The 17698-nt window shown below is 63.4% G+C and carries 13 protein-coding genes and 5 pseudogenes; 2 read left to right on the plus strand and 16 right to left on the minus strand.

Going from position 1 to position 17698, the window contains the following annotated elements; genetic code table 11:
• Positions 1-28 precede the first annotated feature (28 nt).
• From lpdA to Q0T48_RS19825, 10 genes and pseudogenes are all read right to left on the minus strand, one after another.
• Positions 29-1447 (minus strand): dihydrolipoyl dehydrogenase, encoded by a 1419-nt coding sequence (gene lpdA / locus Q0T48_RS19780; protein WP_295960088.1) that lies wholly within the window; start codon positions 1445-1447, stop codon positions 29-31.
• 11 nt (positions 1448-1458) lie between these two features.
• Positions 1459-2721: a 2-oxoglutarate dehydrogenase complex dihydrolipoyllysine-residue succinyltransferase gene (odhB, locus tag Q0T48_RS19785; RefSeq protein WP_295960091.1), complete on the minus strand. Its 1263-nt coding sequence runs from the start codon at positions 2719-2721 to the stop codon at positions 1459-1461.
• A gap of 71 nt (positions 2722-2792) precedes the next feature.
• Positions 2793-5663 (minus strand): 2-oxoglutarate dehydrogenase E1 component, encoded by a 2871-nt coding sequence (locus Q0T48_RS19790; RefSeq protein WP_295960093.1) that lies wholly within the window; start codon positions 5661-5663, stop codon positions 2793-2795.
• 280 nt (positions 5664-5943) lie between these two features.
• Positions 5944-6543, minus strand: a complete 600-nt coding sequence (locus Q0T48_RS19795; RefSeq protein ID WP_295960096.1) for an isochorismatase family protein — start codon at positions 6541-6543, stop codon at positions 5944-5946.
• 29 nt (positions 6544-6572) lie between these two features.
• On the minus strand, positions 6573-7136 hold the full coding sequence (locus tag Q0T48_RS19800; protein WP_295960099.1) for an alpha/beta fold hydrolase: 564 nt from the start codon (positions 7134-7136) through the stop codon (positions 6573-6575).
• 179 nt (positions 7137-7315) lie between these two features.
• Entirely contained in the window at positions 7316-9202 is a 1887-nt protein-coding gene (locus tag Q0T48_RS19805) for a family 2A encapsulin nanocompartment cargo protein cysteine desulfurase (protein ID WP_295960102.1), read from the minus strand.
• Positions 9203-9205: 3 nt separating this feature from the next.
• A pseudogene (locus tag Q0T48_RS19810) lies at positions 9206-10129 on the minus strand (family 2A encapsulin nanocompartment shell protein).
• Positions 10130-10252: 123 nt separating this feature from the next.
• Entirely contained in the window at positions 10253-10522 is a 270-nt protein-coding gene (locus Q0T48_RS19815) for a helix-turn-helix transcriptional regulator (protein WP_295960104.1), read from the minus strand.
• The gene (epsC, locus tag Q0T48_RS19820) at positions 10519-11454 is read right to left on the minus strand and encodes a serine O-acetyltransferase EpsC (RefSeq protein ID WP_295960107.1); all 936 of its coding nucleotides are present in this window, start codon (positions 11452-11454) and stop codon (positions 10519-10521) included. Before epsC ends, Q0T48_RS19815 begins: the two co-directional genes overlap by 4 nt.
• Positions 11454-11618: pseudogene (locus Q0T48_RS19825) on the minus strand (rhodanese-like domain-containing protein); the annotation flags it as partial. The pseudogene Q0T48_RS19825 and the gene epsC, both read right to left, overlap by 1 nt.
• Positions 11619-11669: 51 nt before the next feature.
• Between Q0T48_RS19825 and Q0T48_RS19830 the strand changes: the two are divergent.
• Positions 11670-12680, plus strand: a complete 1011-nt coding sequence (locus Q0T48_RS19830; protein WP_295960109.1) for an acyl-CoA dehydrogenase family protein — start codon at positions 11670-11672, stop codon at positions 12678-12680.
• 16 nt (positions 12681-12696) lie between these two features.
• Positions 12697-13635, plus strand: a pseudogene (locus Q0T48_RS19835) (ABC transporter substrate-binding protein).
• A 78-nt stretch (positions 13636-13713) separates the two neighbouring features.
• Here Q0T48_RS19835 and Q0T48_RS19840 read toward each other — a convergent pair.
• The 6 genes and pseudogenes from Q0T48_RS19840 to Q0T48_RS19865 all read right to left on the minus strand — a co-directional run.
• Positions 13714-14510, minus strand: a pseudogene (locus Q0T48_RS19840) (MetQ/NlpA family ABC transporter substrate-binding protein).
• Positions 14511-14537: 27 nt separating this feature from the next.
• Positions 14538-15203, minus strand: coding sequence for a methionine ABC transporter permease (locus Q0T48_RS19845; protein WP_295960112.1), 666 nt, complete (start codon positions 15201-15203; stop codon positions 14538-14540).
• Positions 15204-15370: 167 nt separating this feature from the next.
• Positions 15371-16411 carry a methionine ABC transporter ATP-binding protein gene (locus Q0T48_RS19850; protein WP_295960114.1) on the minus strand — a complete coding sequence of 347 codons (1041 nt, stop codon included), beginning with the start codon at positions 16409-16411 and terminating at the stop codon, positions 15371-15373.
• Between the two features lie 19 nt (positions 16412-16430).
• A complete protein-coding gene (locus tag Q0T48_RS19855; RefSeq protein ID WP_295960117.1) occupies positions 16431-16646 on the minus strand; it encodes a molybdopterin-binding protein in 216 nt (71 codons plus the stop codon).
• A gap of 34 nt (positions 16647-16680) precedes the next feature.
• Complete coding sequence (locus Q0T48_RS19860) at positions 16681-17277, minus strand: malonic semialdehyde reductase (RefSeq protein WP_295960121.1); 597 nt, start codon at positions 17275-17277, stop codon at positions 16681-16683.
• Positions 17278-17359: 82 nt separating this feature from the next.
• Positions 17360-17557: pseudogene (locus Q0T48_RS19865) on the minus strand (PLP-dependent transferase); the annotation flags it as partial.
• Positions 17558-17698 lie beyond the last annotated feature (141 nt).

Consider the following 17698-nt stretch of genomic DNA (forward strand, 5'->3'; position numbering starts at 1 on the left):
CAGGGACACTGCGCATGTCCTCACCCATCTAGAAGTTCAGCGTACGCTTGTCCACCGCCAAAGCGGCTTCCTTGGTGGATTCGCTCAACGAAGGATGGGCGTGGCAGATGCGGGCAATGTCCTCGGCGCTGGCGCGGAATTCCATGGCCATCACGCACTCGGCGATCAGTTCGCTGGCCTGCGGGCCGACGATATGCACGCCCAGGATTTCATCGGTAACGGCATCGGCCAGCATCTTCACCATGCCGGTGGTGTCGCCCAAAGCCCGTGCCCGGCCATTGGCCAGGAATGGGAAGGTACCCGCCTTGTAGGCCTTGCCCGCGGCTTTGAGTTGCTGCTCGGTCTGACCGACCCAGGCGATTTCGGGGTTGGTGTAGATCACCCAGGGCACGGTGTTGAAGTTGACATGGCCGTGCTGGCCGGCAATGCGCTCGGCCACTGCCACGCCTTCTTCCTCGGCCTTGTGCGCCAACATCGGGCCACGTACCACGTCGCCAATGGCCCAGATATTGGCCAGATTGGTTTTGCAGTCACCGTCCACAATGATGGCACCGCGGTCATCGAGCAGCAAGCCGATGGTGTCCACATCCAAACCGATGGTGTTGGGCACGCGGCCAATGGAAACGATGAGCTTGTCCACGTCCAGCGTCTGGGCTTCGCCCTTGGCATCGGTGTAGGCAATGCTCACGCCCTTCTTGGACTTCTTGATCTCGCCAACCTTCACGCCCAGGTTGATCTTCAGGCCTTGCTTGTCGAAGGCCTTTTTGGCTTCCTTGGCGATCTGTTCGTCCACCGCGCCCAGGAAAGTCGGCAGACCTTCCAGGATGGTGACTTCAGAGCCCAGGCGGCGCCAGACCGAACCCATTTCCAGGCCGATCACGCCGGAGCCGATCAGGCCCAGCTTCTTCGGCACCGCACCGATGCGCAGCGCGCCGTCGTTGGACAGGATGGTTTCCTCGTCAAACGGGGTGCCGGGCAGTGGGCGGGCGTTGGAGCCGGTGGCGATCACGATGTGCTTGCCGACCAGCGATTCCTCGCCAACCTTGATGGCATAGCCGCCGTCTACCGCTGCCACGAACGAGCCGCGGCCATGGAAGAAGGTGACCTTGTTTTTCTTGAACAGGTACTGGATGCCGTCGTTGTTCTGCTTGACCACGGTGTCCTTGCGGGCCACCATTTTGGCCAGGTCCAGGCCCAGGCCTTTGACCTCGATACCGTGGTCGGCAAAGTGGTGACCTGCCTGGTCATAGTGCTCGCTGGACTGCAGTAGCGCCTTGGACGGGATGCAGCCGACGTTGGTGCAGGTGCCGCCCAGTGCCGGGCCGCCCTTGGCGTTCTTCCACTCGTCGACACAGGCCACGTTGAAGCCCAGTTGGGCTGCGCGGATGGCGGCAATGTAGCCACCGGGGCCGCCGCCGATAACGATCACGTCAAATTGTTTGGACATGCTGCGTCTCCTTAGATGTCAAACAACAGGCGGGCTGGGTCTTCGAGCGCTTCCTTCATGGCAACCAAGCCCAGCACGGCTTCGCGGCCGTCGATGATGCGGTGGTCATAGCTCATGGCGAAGTAGTTCATCGGGCGCACCACGACCTGGCCGTTTTCGACTACGGCGCGGTCCTTGGTGGCATGGATGCCCAAAATTGCCGATTGTGGTGGGTTGATGATGGGCGTGGACAGCATGGAGCCGAAGGTGCCACCGTTGGAGATGGAGAAGGTGCCGCCGGTCATGTCGTCCATGCCCAGCTTGCCTTCGGATGCCTTCTTGCCAAATTCGGCAATCTTCTTCTCGATGTCGGCAAAGCTCATCTGGTCGGCGTTGCGCAAAATGGGCACCACCAGGCCACGGGGCGAGCCCACGGCGATACCGATGTCAAAGTAGCCGTGGTAGACGATGTCGTTGCCGTCTACGCTGGCGTTCAGCACCGGGAACTTCTTCAGCGCGTGCACCGCGGCCTTGACGAAGAAGCTCATGAAGCCCAGCTTGCAGCCGTGTTCTTTTTCGAACTTCTCCTGGAAACGCTTGCGCATGTCCATCACCGGGGCCATATTGATCTCGTTGAACGTGGTCAGGATGGCATTGGTGGATTGCGATTGCAGCAGACGCTCGGCCACACGGGCGCGCAAGCGGCTCATGGGCACGCGCTGCTCGGGGCGGTCGCCCAGGTCCGGAGCCACGGTAGCCACCTGGGCCAGCGACTTGGTGGGTACGCCGGTAGGGATCACCGAAGCCGTCACTTTGGGAGCGGCCACAGCGGCCAGCACATCACCCTTGGTGACGCGGCCATCTTTGCCGGAACCAGCCACCGAACCGGCAGCCAGAGCGTTGTCGGCCATGAGCTTGGCGGCGGCAGGCATGGGCACACCGGCCATCGAGGTGCTGGCCGCCGCAGGGGCGGGAGCAGGTGCCGTAGCCGCGGCCACAGTAGCCGCAGCCGCCGCCACGGAACCGGGCACGGGTGCCGCAGCACCGGCCTTGGCTTCAGTATCGATACGGGCAATCAGTTGCTCGGCCAGCACGGTGCTGCCGTCGCCCATCAGCAGCTCGGTGATGACACCTGCGGCGGGTGCGGGCACTTCCAGCACGACTTTGTCGGTCTCGACTTCGATCAAAATTTCGTCGATGGCCACTGCGTCGCCAACTTTTTTCTTCCACTGCAACAGGGTGGCTTCCGCCACGGACTCGGACAGTTGCGGAACCTTCACTTCTACGATAGCCATTTAATATTCTCCAAATCTTCCAACGGGGGGCGCGGCCACTGCAGCACGGTGCAGTGGCGGATGCAGCCGATTTATTTTGTCAAGACAAAGCCTTTGAGCTTGCCGAAGGCGCCGTCTACCAGCGACTTCTGCTGCTCCTGGTGCAGGTGCGAGTAACCGGCTGCAGGGGATGCCGAGGCCGCGCGGCCCGAGTAACCCAGCTTCTGGCCTTCGACCATGTTTTCATGCAGGTAGTGCTGCACGAAGAACCAGGCGCCCTGGTTTTGCGGCTCGTCCTGGCACCAGACCATTTCGGTCACGTTGGGGTACTTTTTGACTTCGGCGGCAAAGGCCTTGTGCGGGAACGGGTAGAGCTGTTCCACGCGCAAGATCACCACGTCGTCCGCGCCCTTTTCTTCGCGCTTCTTGGCCAGGTCGTAATAGACCTTGCCCGAGCAGGCGACGATGCGCTTGACCTTGTCCGCCTTGACATCCTTGTTCTCCGGAATGACGGTTTGGAAACCACCCTTGGTGAACTCGCTCAAGGGAGACGCCGCATCCTTGGCGCGCAGCAGCGACTTGGGCGTCATGATGACCAGCGGCTTGCGCAGGTTGCGCACCATCTGGCGGCGCAACAGGTGGAAGATCTGGCTGGCAGTGGTGGGCTGCACCACTTGCATATTGGTGTCGGCGCTCAGTTGCATGAAGCGCTCCAGGCGGGCCGAGCTGTGCTCGGGGCCCTGACCTTCGTAGCCGTGCGGCAGCATCAAAGTAATGCCGTTGACACGACCCCACTTGACTTCGCCGGAAGCAATGAACTGGTCGATCACCACCTGGGCACCGTTGGCGAAATCGCCAAACTGGGCTTCCCAGATCACGAAGGTGTTCGGGTCGTTCGACGCGTAGCCGTATTCGAACGCTAGCACGGCTTCTTCGGACAGGATGGAGTCGATCACGGTGAACGGTGCCTGGCCGTCGGCCACGTTTTGCAACGGGGTGTAGGTGCCTTCATCGAACTTTTCACGGTCCTGGTCATGGATGACAGCATGGCGATGGGTAAAGGTGCCACGGCCGCAGTCTTCACCGCTCAAACGCACCGGGTAGCCGCTGGCCACCAGAGACGCAAAAGCCATGTGCTCGCCCATGCCCCAGTCCACCGGAATGTCACCCCGGCCCATCGCGGCGCGGTCGTCGTAGACCTTTTTCACCAGGGGGTGGGGGGTGATGTTGGCGGGAATGGCCGTCATCTTCTCGGCCAGACGTTTCCACTCGGCCAGAGGAATGGCGGTGTCGCCTGCGTCGGTCCACTTGCGGTTCAGGTACGGTGACCAATCGACCGCGTACTTGCTCTTGAAGTTGGTGATGACCGGGTTGAAGGTGTTGATACCAGCATCGAGTGCCGCGCGCATGGCCTTGACCATGTCGTCGCCCAGCGTCTCGCCCATGCCCTGAGCGGTCAGCTTGTCGGCGTACAGCTTGCGGGTACCGGGGTGCTTGGCAATCTTGCGGTACATCAGCGGCTGGGTCATGGCCGGGGTGTCTTGCTCGTTGTGGCCGAGTTTGCGGAAGCAGATGATGTCCACCACCACGTCACGTTGGAACTCCATACGGTAGTCCAGCGCGATTTGTGTGGCCAGCACCACGGCTTCGGGATCGTCACCGTTGACGTGCAGCACCGGTGCTTCGATCATCTTGACCACGTCGGAGCAGTACAGCGTGGAGCGGCTGTCGCGCGGGTCGCTGGTGGTGAAGCCAATCTGGTTGTTGATCACGATGTGCACCGTACCGCCCGTGAAGTAGCCACGGGTTTCGGCCAGCGCCAGGGTTTCCATCACCACGCCTTGGCCGGCAAAGGCCGCGTCGCCGTGCACCAGCACGGGCAGCACCTGCTTGCCCAGCGGGTCGGCGCGGCGGTCCATGCGCGAACGCACCGAGCCTTCAACCACGGGGTTGACGATTTCCAGGTGCGATGGGTTGAAGGCCAGCGTCAAATGCACCGGGCCGCCAGGGGTGGATACGTCGGAGCTGAAGCCCTGGTGGTATTTCACGTCGCCAGAAGGCAGGTCTTCGGGGGCGGTGTGGTCGAATTCGGCGAACAGGTCGGCAGGTACTTTGCCCAGCGAGTTGACCAGCACGTTCAAACGGCCACGGTGGGCCATACCGATGACGATTTCCTGCAGGCCCTTGGTGCCGCCGGTCTGGATCAGTTCGTCCATCGAGGCGATAAAGCTTTCGCCGCCTTCGAGCGAGAAGCGCTTTTGGCCGACAAACTTGGTGTGCAGGAAGCGCTCCAGGCCTTCAGCGGCCGTGATGCGGTCCAGAATGTGGAGCTTTTTCTCTTTGGAGAAATTGGGTTTGCTGCGGATGCTTTCCAGCTTTTGTTGCCACCAGCGCTTCTTGCCCTGGTCGCTGGTGTACATGTACTCGGCGCCAATGGTGCCGCAGTAGGTTTCACGCAAAGCGTTCATCAGGTCGCGCAGCGACATGGTTTCTTTGCCGAAGAACGTGTTGCTGGTGTTGAACACGGTTTCCTGGTCGGCATCGGTGAAGCCGTAGAACGCGGGGTCCAGCTCAGGGATGTTTTCGCGTTCGGTGCGTTTCAGCGGGTCCAGATCGGCCCAGCGCACACCGACGTTGCGGTAGGCGGCGATCAGCTGCTGTACAGCGGTGCGCTTGCGGCCCATTTCGGAGTCGGCGCTGGCCACCACGACCTTGGTCTGGCCTTGCTTGGCGCGTTCGGCAAAGGCATTGACCACCGGCAGGTGCGGCACGTCTTTGGCGTTGCTGCCGTCCACGGCGGGCACATTCTGGAGCGCGTCAAAGTAGTCGCGCCAGTTGTCGGGCACGCTGCCGGGATTGTTCAGGTAGTTTTCGTAAAGCTCTTCGACATAGGGCGCATTGCCGCCGAAGAGATAGGTGTTGCCTTGATAGGCGTTGTACACCGAAGACACTGGATCACTCATATTCCGCTGACCTCCGTTTCCCTGAAGGAAACATAAGCTGGTTAAAGCTGGGTTTAATTAACCTTCCGCGACACGGCTGGACCGGTTGGCGGATGCGACTGTGGCAGGAAGGGCCTAGTTCGGTGTGGATTATCTACCCATTGCGTGTGGGAACCGCCGAGTTACGGGCAAAGAACAGGTAAACGTTATTATTTTGATAGCTACCAGCGCAGATGGAATATGCGCTGGAGCCTGTTTTTATTTAAATCCGCGTGTGGTGCAGGTAAAACAACGCTTGAACTTACTTCACCAAAGCCTGGATGGCCTTGAAATCGGCATGCTCGGCGGTGCGCAGCCACTCGAACAGCACCATCTCGGTGGTCACCAGCTCGGCACCCGCCCCGGCCAGGCGGTCAAACGCCGCGTCGCGGTTGCGCTCGGTGCGCGAACTGCAGGCATCGGTGACCACCCAGACCTCGAACTCGTCTTCCAGCAAATCGAGTGCGGTCTGCAGCAGGCAGATGTGGGCCTCCAGGCCCGCAATAACGATGGTGTTGCGCTCTTCCCCGGCGCTGGACTTTTGCAGATGCTTGGGCAGGCTGCGGGCATTGCCCTGCACCGGTTTGGCGGGCGGGCGCAGCCATTCGCCCAGGCCCTCTTCCACGCCGCTGAACTGCATCTTGCTCAGGGTGTTGCGGCACAAGGCGCGCAGCTCGGGCGGGTTCTCGCCCAGCTTGGACGGGTTTTGCTCGGTGCCCCAGGTGGGTACGTCCAGCAAGTCGGCGGCCTGCGCCAGCCGCAGGGCGTTGGCGACGACGGTCGCGCTGTCAAAAATGGCGGGCAGCAGGCGGGTTTGGTAATCGACCAGCACCAGCTGGGATTCGGAGGCATCGAGCAACATGGGATTCCTAAGGACAAAGCAGCCCCCAATTAAACCGCAGTTGCCAGCGCCTCCTTGGGTTGTAGGGCCTGTCCTGTCAATGAAGCCAGCAAAGCCAAGCCCAGCGGCCAGTCGCCGTGGCCAGACGCAATATTGATGTGCCCGGCATCTGGCATGCGCACCAGCTCGCTGCCCCAAGCGCGCGCGCAGGCCCCGGCCAGCCGCACCGGGCAATACGGGTCGTTGCTGCTGGCCACCAGCACGCTGCGGTAGGGCAACCGGGCGTAGGGCACGGGGGCGAAGTCGCTCAGTACGGCCCGGCGCTCCGGGTCGGCTGGAGCCACCAGCAAAGCCCCATGGATGCGCTCCACCGCCTCGGGCGGCAAATGCGTGGCTGCTATGCAGCCCAGGCTGTGGGCCACCACCACCACCGGGCCAGGGCGGGCCAGGATGGCGTGGCTGATGGAGGTGATCCAGGCAGCGCGGGACGGGGTGATCCAGTCGTCCTGGTCCACCCGCTCCACCCCGGCAAACTGCTCAGCCCACAGGCTTTGCCAATGGCCAGGGCCGGAGTTGCGCCAGCCGGGGATGATGAGGATACGGGGCGTAGTCATGGCCCGGATTGTGGGCAAGATGGCTGCAGATTCAAACGACGGAATCGTGGTTTGTTTATGCGCATGAACTCACAGCTAAAAAGTCTATGCCAGCCATGCGGAAATTTATAAAAAAAGAGCCGCTAGCGCAGATAACACCTGCACTAGCAGCTCTTAATTTGATACTACTAGCCCTTACTTCAGTTCCGCCGTGCGGAAGCCAGGCGCTTCACCACCGCCACCATCTGGTCGATCTCGGCAAAGGTGTTGTAGAACGCCAGCGAAGGGCGCACGGTGGTCTCCACGCCCATGCGGCGCAGGATGGGTTGGGCGCAATGGTGGCCGGTGCGCACCGCAATGCCCTCCTCGTTCAGCGCCTTGCCCACTTCTTCGGTGCTGTAACCGGCCAGCACAAAGGACATGACGCTGGCCTTGTCTGCCGCCGTGCCAACCAGACGCACGCCGGGGATGGCACCCAAGGCTTGCATGCCGTAGACCACCAGCTCGTGTTCGTAGCGGGCGATGTTCTCGATACCCACCTTGTTCACGTAGTCGATGGCCGCGCCCAGGCCTACCGCGTCGGCGATATTGCCAGTACCCGCCTCGAACTTGTTCGGGATAGGCTGGAACACGGTTTTCTCAAAGGTCACGTCGGCAATCATGTTGCCGCCGCCCTGCCACGGAGGCATGTCTTCCAGCACCTCGCGCTTGCCCCAGACCACGCCGATACCGGTGGGACCAAAGACCTTATGGCCCGAGAAGACGAAGAAGTCGGCCCCGATGTCTTGCACGTCCACCCGCATGTGCGAGATGGATTGCGCGCCGTCCACCAGCGCCTTGGCACCGGCACGGTGGGCCAACGCGACGATTTCCTTCACCGGAACCACGGTGCCCAGGGCGTTGGAGACCTGGGTCACGGCCAAAATCTTGGTGCGGTCATTGAGCAGCTTGCGGTACTCGTCCAGCAGCACCTGGCCCGAATCGTCCACCGGGATCACGCGCAGCTTGGCACCTTTGGCGGCAGCCAGCTGCTGCCAGGGCACGATGTTGGCGTGGTGTTCCAGGTGGCTGACTATTATTTCGTCGCCCTCGCCCACGTGCTGGCCGCCCCAGCTCTTGGCCACCAGGTTGATGGCCTCGGTGGTGCCGCGCACAAAGATCACTTCGTTCACGTCTGGCGCGTTGATGAACTTTTTCACCCGCTCCCGTGCGCCTTCGTAGGCATCGGTGGCGCGGGCAGCCAGGTCATGGGCGGCGCGGTGGATATTGGAGTTTTCATGCGCGTAAAAGTAGGCGATGCGGTCGATTACCGATTGCGGCTTGTGCGGGGTGGCCGCGTTGTCAAACCACACCAGTTGCTTGCCTTTTACCCGCTCCTGCAGGATGGGGAAGTCACGGCGCACGGCATGCACGTCGAACGCGGGATGGGCACCACCCTGGTAGGCAGGCACCGCATCGGCGGACGGGCGCGCGCCGGGCGTGGCCGGTGTCACATAGCCGTTGGGCAGCGTGACGGCATCCACAAAGTAGAACGCGGGCGTGCTTTGCGGCACGGGCGGAGCTTTGGAGGCACTGGCCGTGGGCACGGCGGGCGACTGGAACGGTTGGCTGCTCAGGGCATCGAGGCTGGAGGGCGCAGGGCTCCCTTGCGGTGGCCCCAGTTTTTCCGCCACAAAGTAAAACGGTGAGCCCGCACCGGCGGCTTCCGGCACGCCTTGCAGCACGCCGCCCACGCGCGAATCGTAGCCGGGCACAGCGCTGATTGCGGTGTCGGGCACGCCGTTACCGGCCTGGGCGTGGGGCAGCTGCGCGGGGGCGCGGTTGCCCAGGTTCAGCACCTGGCTGGGCGACGCAGGCAGCAGATTCGTGCCAGGGATCTGCCCCTGCGGAATCGGCGTGCCGGGCACGTTGGGGCCAAAGCCCGCCGGGCTGGACAGCGGCGAACCCGGTGGCGCGATGTTGGCCGGGAACTGTGCCCCCGGCGCTGCCGAACCAGGCAGGGCCTGGAACAGTGCACTGGCCATGGCCGCCAACGCCGCCGGGTCGGGCAAGCCCGCTGGCAAGTTGGGTTGTGGAAAGTTCGCCATGGCTTACTTGTAGGTGTCGGTATAGTCGTGGTACTTGTCGATTTCCACGTCGTCCAGCACGGCCAGCGCGTCGGTGGTCAGCACCGCCAGCAAGCAATACAGCGAGATCAGGTAGGAGGCAATCGCCTGGTCGTTGATGGCCATGAAGCGCACCGACAGGCCGGGCGCTTGCTCACCGGGCAGGCCGGGCTGGAACAGGCCGACGACACCCTGGCGCTTGTCGCCTACGCGCAGCAGCAAAATCTTGCTCTTACCGTCGGCCACCGGTACTTTGTCCGAGGGGATCAGCGGCACACCGCGCCAGGTGATGAACTGCGAACCAAACAGGCTCACGGTGGGCGGCGGCGTGCCGCGGCGGGTGGCTTCGCGGCCAAAAGCGGCGATGGCCAGCGGGTGTGCCAGGAAGAAGGCGGGCTCTTTCCATACCTTGGTCAGCAGCTCGTCCAGGTCGTCTGGCGTGGGCGCGCCGGTCAGCGGGAAGATGCGCTGCTCGTCGGTCACCTGAGCCAGCAGGCCGTAGTCCGGGTTGTTGATCAGCTCGCTTTCCTGGTTCTCCTTGATGGTCTCGATGGTCAGGCGCAGTTGCTCCTTGATCTGGTCGTGCGGGCTGCTGTACAGGTCAGAGATGCGGGTGTGCACGTCCAGGATGGTGCTGACCGCGTTCAGGAAGTATTCGCGTGGCTGCTCTTCATAGTCCACAAAGGTGCGGGGCAGCTGGTTCTCGGTCTGGCGGGCGGTGCAGGTGACCTTAATGGACTCGGGGTTCTTCACCTTGTTCAGGCGGTAAATGCCCGCCTCGACTGGCACCCACTGCAGCAGGTGCGTGTGCCAACGGGGCGAAATGGTTTCTAGTTGGGGCGCGGTCTTGGTCGCGTTGGCTAACTAGCGTGCGGCGCTGTCGCCGAGGGTGGTGATTTGGCTGCTCATGGAAAACTCCCTGGGATTAAAAGAAAAGAAAACGGATGGGGGCGGCGCGCGGCCGATGGAACTTTGCGCGCCGCGTTCAAGAGGTCAGAACGGCCCGCAGTGTCTGGTGCCTGGAGGCATCTTTCAACATGCTATAGCCGCCAAATAGATGCGTTGGGCGGTGCGCCGCTGGGCGAACTGGTCGCAATGCGCCAGCAACACCGACAGCGAAACCCCAAGCGCGCGGGCCAGCTTGTCGGCGGTGACGATGGACGCAATGGCCCGCCCGCGCTCGATTTCGCCCACGTAGGATCGGTTCAGGTCCGAGTGCTCGGCCAGTTGCTCCTGCGACCAGCCCTGGGCTTCACGCAACTGGCGCACCACCACACCCAGGCTCTCCACAATCGCACTCATGCAGGCACAGGTTCCGACGGTGTGGACGATGTGGGCGCTGCAGGCCGCGGCTCCTGGCGCGAGGTGGCCTGGGTCACATGGGCCCCCGGTGCCACATCGTGGGTCAGCCACACATTGCCGCCGATGCTCGCGCCCTGCCCCAGCGTCACCCGGCCCAGCACGGTGGCCCCGGCGTAGATAACTACGTCGTCTTCCACGATGGGGTGGCGCGGCTGGCCTTTTTCCAGGTGGCCCTGGGCATCGGTACTGAAGCGCTTGGCCCCCAGCGTGACGTTCTGGTAGATACGCACCCGCTGGCCGATGCGCGCGGTCTCGCCGATCACCACGCCTGTGCCGTGGTCGATGAAAAAGCCTGGGCCGATGCTTGCACCGGGGTGGATATCTATGCCGGTGGCGCTGTGCGCCAGCTCGGCCACAATGCGCGCCAGCAGCGGCAGGCCCTGGCGGTACAGCTGGTGGGCGAGGCGGTGGTGCAGCATGGCCAGAATGCCGGGGTAGCACAGCAGCACCTCGTCCACACTACGCGCTGCCGGATCGCCATGGAAGGCGGCCAGCACATCGCTGTCGAGCAGGCGGCGGATGCCGGGCAAGGCCTGGGCAAACTGCTGCACCACCTGGGTCGGCTGGGTGCCTACCGGCACGTCCTCCACTAGGCGCAGCTCCAGCCGCACCTGGGCCAGCAGACCATGTAGGGCTGCATCCAGCGTGTAACCCACGTAGAAATCTTCGCTTTCCTGGCGCAGGTCCACCGGACCCAGGCGCATGGGAAACAGTACGCCCTTAAGCGATTCGACAATACCCGCCAGCGCGTTGCGCAACGGAAACTCACGGCCACCGGGCTCGGTGGATCGCCCTTGCGCCGCGCGCCACTCAGCCCGCACGCCGTGCAAAGCCTGCACCACATGCCCGATGTCAAAAACCGGCGTAGCCATCAGTCTTGCACCCACGGCAGGCTGTGGAAGCGCCAGCCATCCGCGCCACCGCGGTGCTGCTGGCCGTCGATCTCGCCTTCAAAACCTTCGAGCACGTTGAAGACGCGCGTCAGCCCGGCCTTGGCTGCTACTTCGGCCGCCAGCGCCGAGCGTTTAGCGGAGCGCGAGCAGCAGGCGGAGCACCTGGCGCGCAAAGCCGCCTGAGTGGGGTTGTCATGAATGCCTCGCTCAACCCCGGCCAGTTGGCCCGCACCCTGGCCGTGGAGTTCGCGGCCCGGGCCTATGCCCACGACCGCGATGCCAGCTTTCCGTTCGACAACTTCGCCGAACTCCAACAGGCCGGTCTGCTGGCCCTGGCCGCGCCGCGCCACCTGGGTGGCCAGGGGGCCACGCTGGCGCAGCTGGGCGAAGTGATTGGCGCGGTGGGCTACGGCTGCCCGGCCACCGCCCTGGTGCTGGTGATGCAGTACATCCAGCACCGCAGCATGGGCCAGACCAGCAAGGCGGGCCGCACCTGGCCACCTCACCTGGCCGAGCGGCTGGTGCGCGAATCGGTCAGCAGCGTGTCGCTCATCAACGCCTTGCGGGTCGAGCCCGAGCTGGGTTCGCCTGCCCGCGGTGGCCTGCCCAGCACCACCGCGCGCTGGACCCCCGACGGCTGGCGCGTATCGGGCCACAAGCTGTATTCCACTGGCGCGCCCATCCTGCGCTGGTACGCGGTATGGGTGCGTACCGACGAGCCCGCGCCACGTGTCGGCACGCTGCGGGTGCCCGCCGGTCTGCCCGGCACCCGCATCGTGGAAACCTGGGACCACCTGGGCCTGCGCGCCAGTGGCAGCCACGACGTGGTGTTTGACGATGTGCTGGTCGATCTGGACAACGCCATCGACCTGCGCGAACCCCAGGCATGGGGCGGCGTGGATGCCGGATTGCAGGCCGACATGGCGGTGCTGCTGGGCGCGCTGTACACCGGCATCGCCCGCGCCGCGCGCGACGTGGACACGGGCACGCCGGTATCCGCCACCGACAGCGGCCTCCTCAAATCCCTGCTGACCAACCACGCCGTGCAGGCGGTGGAAGCCGCCCTGTCGCTGGCCGGCAACCACGGCCTGTCGCGCCACCACCCGCTGCAACGCCACCTGCGCGATGTGCTGTGCGGGCGCATCCACACCCCACAAGACGACAGCGCCCGCATTGCCGCAGGCCGCCAGATCCTGATTTCTTAACGACACCCTCCACACCATGCAAAGACGTACCTTCCAACAATTCCTGTCGGCTGCGGCCTTCCTTTCCCCCGTACTCGGCCACAGCCAAACCAAGGTGCTGCTGCGCGCGGGCGACCAAAAAGGCGGCCTGCGTGCCCTGCTGGATGCCGCAGGCGAGCTCAAAACCCTGCCCTACGACATCCAGTGGACCGAATCCCCGGCGGCCGCGCCGCTGGCCGAGGCGCTGAACGCCGACGCGGTGGACTTCGGCCCCATCGGCGATGCCCCCCTGCTGTTCACCCTGGCCGCAGGCAGCCGCGTCAAGGCCTTTGCCGCGAACCGGTCCGATGCGTATGGCACGGCGGTGCTGGTAGCCCCTAACTCGCCACTCAAAGATGCCAGCAGCCTGAAAGGCAAAAGCGTGGCCACCAACCGCGGCTCCATCGGCCACTTCGTCACGCTCAAAGCCCTGGCCTCGGTGGGCCTGAAGCCCGACGACATCAACCTGCGCTTTCTGGCCCCACCGGATGCCAAACTGGCCCTGACCCAGGGCTCGGTCGATGCCTGGGCCACCTGGGAACCGTACACCGCGCTGGCCGAAACCGGCGGCCATGCCCGTGTGCTGGTGAACGGGCGCGGCCTGTCCACCGGCCTGAGCTTTCTGGCCGCCACCGACAACGCCCTGCGCGACAAGCGTGCTGCGCTGAAAGACATCCACCAGCGCCTGGTGCGCGCCCAGACCTAGGCCACCCAGCACCCGGCCGAATTCAGCGCCAGCCTGGCCCGCATCATCGGCATCCCCGCCGATGCCGCCCGCCTGCAGTTCGAACGCCGCCAAACCCGCTGGCAGGCCATCGACGCACCCGTACTGGCCGACCAGCAGCGCACGGCCGACTTCTACCTGGAGGCGGGACTGCTCAAACAGCGGCTGGATGTGCGGGAGACGTTTGACACCGGTTTTCCCATCACCGCCTGAACGCTATCAAATAAAGAGCTACTTGCGTAGGTGTAATTTACGCAAGAAGCCTTTTTTATATAAAAAATAGACCTACCCTCAAAACCCCGCCAGCACCGCGCCCTTGAACTCGGTCTCTGGATGTACTTGCGGACTTCGTCCGAGTGGTAGGCCGCCACCAGCTTGGCTACCCAGGGCTTGTCTTTGTCCTGGTCGCGTACGGCGAGCACGTTCACATAGGGGCTCTTGGCGCTTTCCTGGGCAATGGCGTCTTTGGGGTTGAGCCCGGCGGACAGCGCGTAGTTGGTGTTGACGGCCGAGGCATCCAGATCGTCCAGCGTGCGGGCCAATTGGGCCGCGTCCACTTCCACAAACTTGATCTTTTTGGGGTTGTCGACCACGTCCAGCGGCGTGGCTTTCAGGCCCGCCTCGGGGCGCAGCTTGACCAAGCCCTTGTCTTGGAACACCAGCAGCACACGGCCGCCGTTGGTCGGGTCGTTGGGGATGCCGACACGTGCCCCCTCCTTCAGGTCTGCCAGGCTCTTGACCTTCTTGGAGTAGATGCCGATGGGGAAGTTGACGGTGTAGCCCACCGGCACGATCTTGTAGCCCCGGTCCTTCACCTGTTGGTCCAGGTAGGGCTTGTGCTGGTAGCTGTTGGCATCCAGGTCGCCCGCAGCCAGGGCGGCGTTGGGCTGCACGTAGTCGCTGAACTCAACGATCTGGATTTTCAGTCCGTCTTTTTCGACGATCTTTTTGACCTGCTCGAAGATCTGGGCGTGTGGCCCGGCGGTCACGCCGATCTTCAAAGGCTTGTCTTGCGCCCACACGCTGCCCGACAGCGCGGCCAGCAAAGCCAGGGACAAGGTGGAGTGGAGGAATGTGCGTTTGTACATAGAAAAATTTCTGGAAAATAGAACCACTTACCTATGGCTTAGGCGGCGCACCAGCCAGTCGCCCAGGCTTTGTACGGCCTGCACGAAGACAATCAGCACCAGCACCACGGCCAGCATCACCTCGGGCAGAAAGCGCTGGTAGCCGTAGTGGATCCCCAGGTCGCCCAGGCCACCGCCACCAATCGCACCGGCCATGGCCGAATAACCGGTCAGGCTCACCAGGGTGATGGTCAAACCGGCCACGATGCCCGGCAGGGCTTCGGGCAGCAAGATCTTGAAGACGATCTGCCGGGTACTGGCACCCATGGCCTGTGCCGCTTCGACCAGGCCGTGGTCCACCTCGCGCAGCGCGGTTTCCACCAGCCGGGCGATGAAGGGCGCAGCAGAAATGGACAGGGGCACCACGGCCGCCATCGTGCCGATGGACGAACCTGTCAGCAGCCGGGTGAGCGGAATGATGGCCACCAGCAGGATGATGAAAGGTGTGGAACGCAGCGCGTTGACGATGCCGCCCACCGTGCGGTTCAGTGCCGGTTTATGCAGCACGCCACCCGCATCGGTGAGGCGCAGAAACACACCCAGCGGCACGCCGATCAGCGCGCCCACCACTCCCGAGATGCCCACCATCACCAGCGTCTCCCAGAAAGAAGACGCAAACAGCTCAATAAGTTGAGGAGTGAAAGTATCAAACATGGCAACTACTCCGCCGCTGATTCAGACTGGACGTGCAGTCCCAGGGATGCTGGCCCCGGCTTTGCCGGGCCATTGGTATTGCCCCCTGCAAGGGGGTGGCGAAGACTTGCGTTCTCGGCTTTTCAAGCCGAGCCCGGGGCAGTGCGTAGCCTGGGGGTGAGTAATGACTAAACATGGGCGACCTCCTGTACTTGGACACCGGCGTGGCGCAGATGCGCTACCGCCGCTACCAGTTGCTCGCGTGCACCGCGCACATGGACGGCCAGCGAACCAAACGGTTGGCCCTGGATCTCGTCCACCTGGCCGTGCAAGATGTTCAGGTCCAGCCCGAAGCGGCGGATCACGTCCGACAGCACCGGCCGGTCGGCATCGCCACCGGCAAACGCCAGCCGCAGCAGTTGCCCGCGGTGGGCGGGCTCGGTGGCCATCAGGCCGCGGATGCGCGCCAGCACGCTGTCGGGCAAATCCTGCGGCACGATCTCGGCCACCAGGCTGCGGGTGGTGGCGTGTTGCGGGCGGGTGAACACGTCGATCACCGCGCCCTGCTCCACGATGCGGCCTGCATCGATCACGGCCACCCGGTCGGCCACCTGCTTGATGACCTGCATCTGGTGGGTGATGAGCACGATGGTCAGGCCGAAGTCGCGGTTGATCTGGCGCAGCAGACCCAGGATGGAGCGGGTGGTTTCGGGGTCGAGGGCCGAGGTGGCCTCGTCCGAGAGTAAAACTTTGGGGTTGCTGGCCAGCGCCCGGGCAATGCCCACACGCTGCTTTTGCCCGCCGCTGATCTGCGCCGGGTAGCGGTCGCGCAGGGCCGACAGCCCGACCAGCTCCAGCAGGTCATCGACCCGCGCCTTGATGATCGCGGGCCGGGTGCCGGTCAGCTCCAGTGGCAGCGCCACGTTGTCAAAAATCGTGCGACTGGAGAGCAGGTTGAAGTGCTGGAAGACCATGCCGATCTGGTGCCGGGCGGCGCGCAGCGCGGCGGTACCCAGCGCCGTCAGGTCCTGCCCGTCGACCCGGACCTGGCCCTGCGAGGGGCGGTTCAACAGGTTGATCACGCGCACCAACGAGCTTTTGCCCGCGCCGCTGCGCCCGATCACCCCGAAAATTTCACCCGCCTGGATCTGCAGGTCGATACCCTGCAATGCCTGCACCGGGCCTTGTGGGCTGGGGTAGGTCTGGTGGATGTTGTGCAATGCAATCATGTCGTGGCAGCGCCGGTCCTCAGAGTTTGGCAATCGACACTTCGGTGGACTTCACCAAAGCGACCACTTCGCTGCCGATCTTCAGCTCCAGGTCATTGACCGAGCGGGTGGTGATGACCGAGGTGACGATGCCCCAGGGGGTTTCGACGTCGATTTCAGAGACCACGTCGCCGCGGATGATTTCTTTGATCTTGCCGCGGAACTGGTTGCGGACGTTGATGGCTTGGATGGTCATAGGAATACTCCTGGTGGTTTAAAAAAATAGAAATTCAGACGATTTGGGCGACTTCGTCAAACGCTAGACGGGGCCCGCGCGGGTGGGTGGCCTGGTGGTCGGCCACACCCAGGTTGACCAGAAAATTGGCTTGCCAGCGGCCATCGGGAAAGAAGGCCTGGTTCACGGCTGCCGCATCGAAGCCCGACTGCGCACCCACGTCCAGTCCCAAAGCCCGCGCTGCCAGGATCAGGTAAGCCCCTTGCAGGCTGGCGTTGCGGAAGGCCGTGGATTCGGCGGCCTGGACGTTGGCCTCGAACATGGGCTTGGCGTTGTAGGCCGGGAACTGGCTGGGCAGGTGCTCGTAGAACTGCGGGTCTTGCGCCACGATCACCGTGACACCTGCCGCTGCGGTCTGTGCCCGGTTGCCCGAGGACACGGCCGGTAGTAGCTTGGCTTTGGCCTCGGCACCGCGCATAAACACATAGCGCGCGGGCTGGGCATTGAAAGCCGTAGGGCCCCACTTGAGCAGTTCGTACAGCTGGTGGATGGTGCCATCGGTGACCGGCACGGGCTGAAAGGCATGGACCGTGCGGGCTGTGCGGAACAGCTGGTCCAGCGACGGATCGGGCAATGCATGGAGGGTGGTCATAAAAATGGGGTTTGCTATTAAATAAAGAGCTGCCTGCGCAGATAGCACCTGCGCTAGAGACATATTTCTTATAAATTTCCAATCACACCGCGTCCAGCGCTTGGTCGAGGTCGGCCAACAGGTCGTCGATGTGCTCGATGCCCACCGACAGGCGCACCGTGTCTTCGCCCACACCCGCCTTGGCCAGCTCGGCCGGGTTGAGCTGGCGGTGCGTGGTGGACGCGGGATGGGTAGCCAGCGAGCGCACGTCGCCAATATTGACCAGCCGGGTGAAGAGCTGTGTCCTGGTCTAATGAATTCGCACACTCCGATGGGTGAAAATCAGTTGGACAGTAAACGTGACGAAATCAACCCGAAGAGTCTTTGACGCGAGCTTCAAGCTGCAAGTCGTTCAGATGATCCGCGTCCAGGGGCTCGGTAT

It is taken from the genome of Rhodoferax sp., from assembly GCF_025354435.1.
In the GTDB taxonomy this organism is placed as follows: Bacteria; Pseudomonadota; Gammaproteobacteria; order Burkholderiales; family Burkholderiaceae_C; genus Rhodoferax_B.

What these genes read in the sequence shown, in the direction of transcription:
- Q0T48_RS19795 (WP_295960096.1), bottom strand. Translation starts at nt 6,543, where the DNA reads ATGTTGCTCGATGCCTCCGAATCCCAGCTGGTGCTGGTCGATTACCAA.
- Q0T48_RS19830 (WP_295960109.1), top strand. Translation starts at nt 11,670, where the DNA reads ATGAATGCCTCGCTCAACCCCGGCCAGTTGGCCCGCACCCTGGCCGTG.
- epsC (WP_295960107.1), bottom strand. Translation starts at nt 11,454, where the DNA reads ATGGCTACGCCGGTTTTTGACATCGGGCATGTGGTGCAGGCTTTGCAC.
- Q0T48_RS19850 (WP_295960114.1), bottom strand. Translation starts at nt 16,411, where the DNA reads ATGATTGCATTGCACAACATCCACCAGACCTACCCCAGCCCACAAGGC.
- odhB (WP_295960091.1), bottom strand. Translation starts at nt 2,721, where the DNA reads ATGGCTATCGTAGAAGTGAAGGTTCCGCAACTGTCCGAGTCCGTGGCG.
- Q0T48_RS19815 (WP_295960104.1), bottom strand. Translation starts at nt 10,522, where the DNA reads ATGAGTGCGATTGTGGAGAGCCTGGGTGTGGTGGTGCGCCAGTTGCGT.
- Q0T48_RS19790 (WP_295960093.1), bottom strand. Translation starts at nt 5,663, where the DNA reads ATGAGTGATCCAGTGTCTTCGGTGTACAACGCCTATCAAGGCAACACC.
- Q0T48_RS19805 (WP_295960102.1), bottom strand. Translation starts at nt 9,202, where the DNA reads ATGGCGAACTTTCCACAACCCAACTTGCCAGCGGGCTTGCCCGACCCG.
- Q0T48_RS19860 (WP_295960121.1), bottom strand. Translation starts at nt 17,277, where the DNA reads ATGACCACCCTCCATGCATTGCCCGATCCGTCGCTGGACCAGCTGTTC.
- lpdA (WP_295960088.1), bottom strand. Translation starts at nt 1,447, where the DNA reads ATGTCCAAACAATTTGACGTGATCGTTATCGGCGGCGGCCCCGGTGGC.
- Q0T48_RS19855 (WP_295960117.1), bottom strand. Translation starts at nt 16,646, where the DNA reads ATGACCATCCAAGCCATCAACGTCCGCAACCAGTTCCGCGGCAAGATC.
- Q0T48_RS19845 (WP_295960112.1), bottom strand. Translation starts at nt 15,203, where the DNA reads ATGTTTGATACTTTCACTCCTCAACTTATTGAGCTGTTTGCGTCTTCT.
- Q0T48_RS19800 (WP_295960099.1), bottom strand. Translation starts at nt 7,136, where the DNA reads ATGACTACGCCCCGTATCCTCATCATCCCCGGCTGGCGCAACTCCGGC.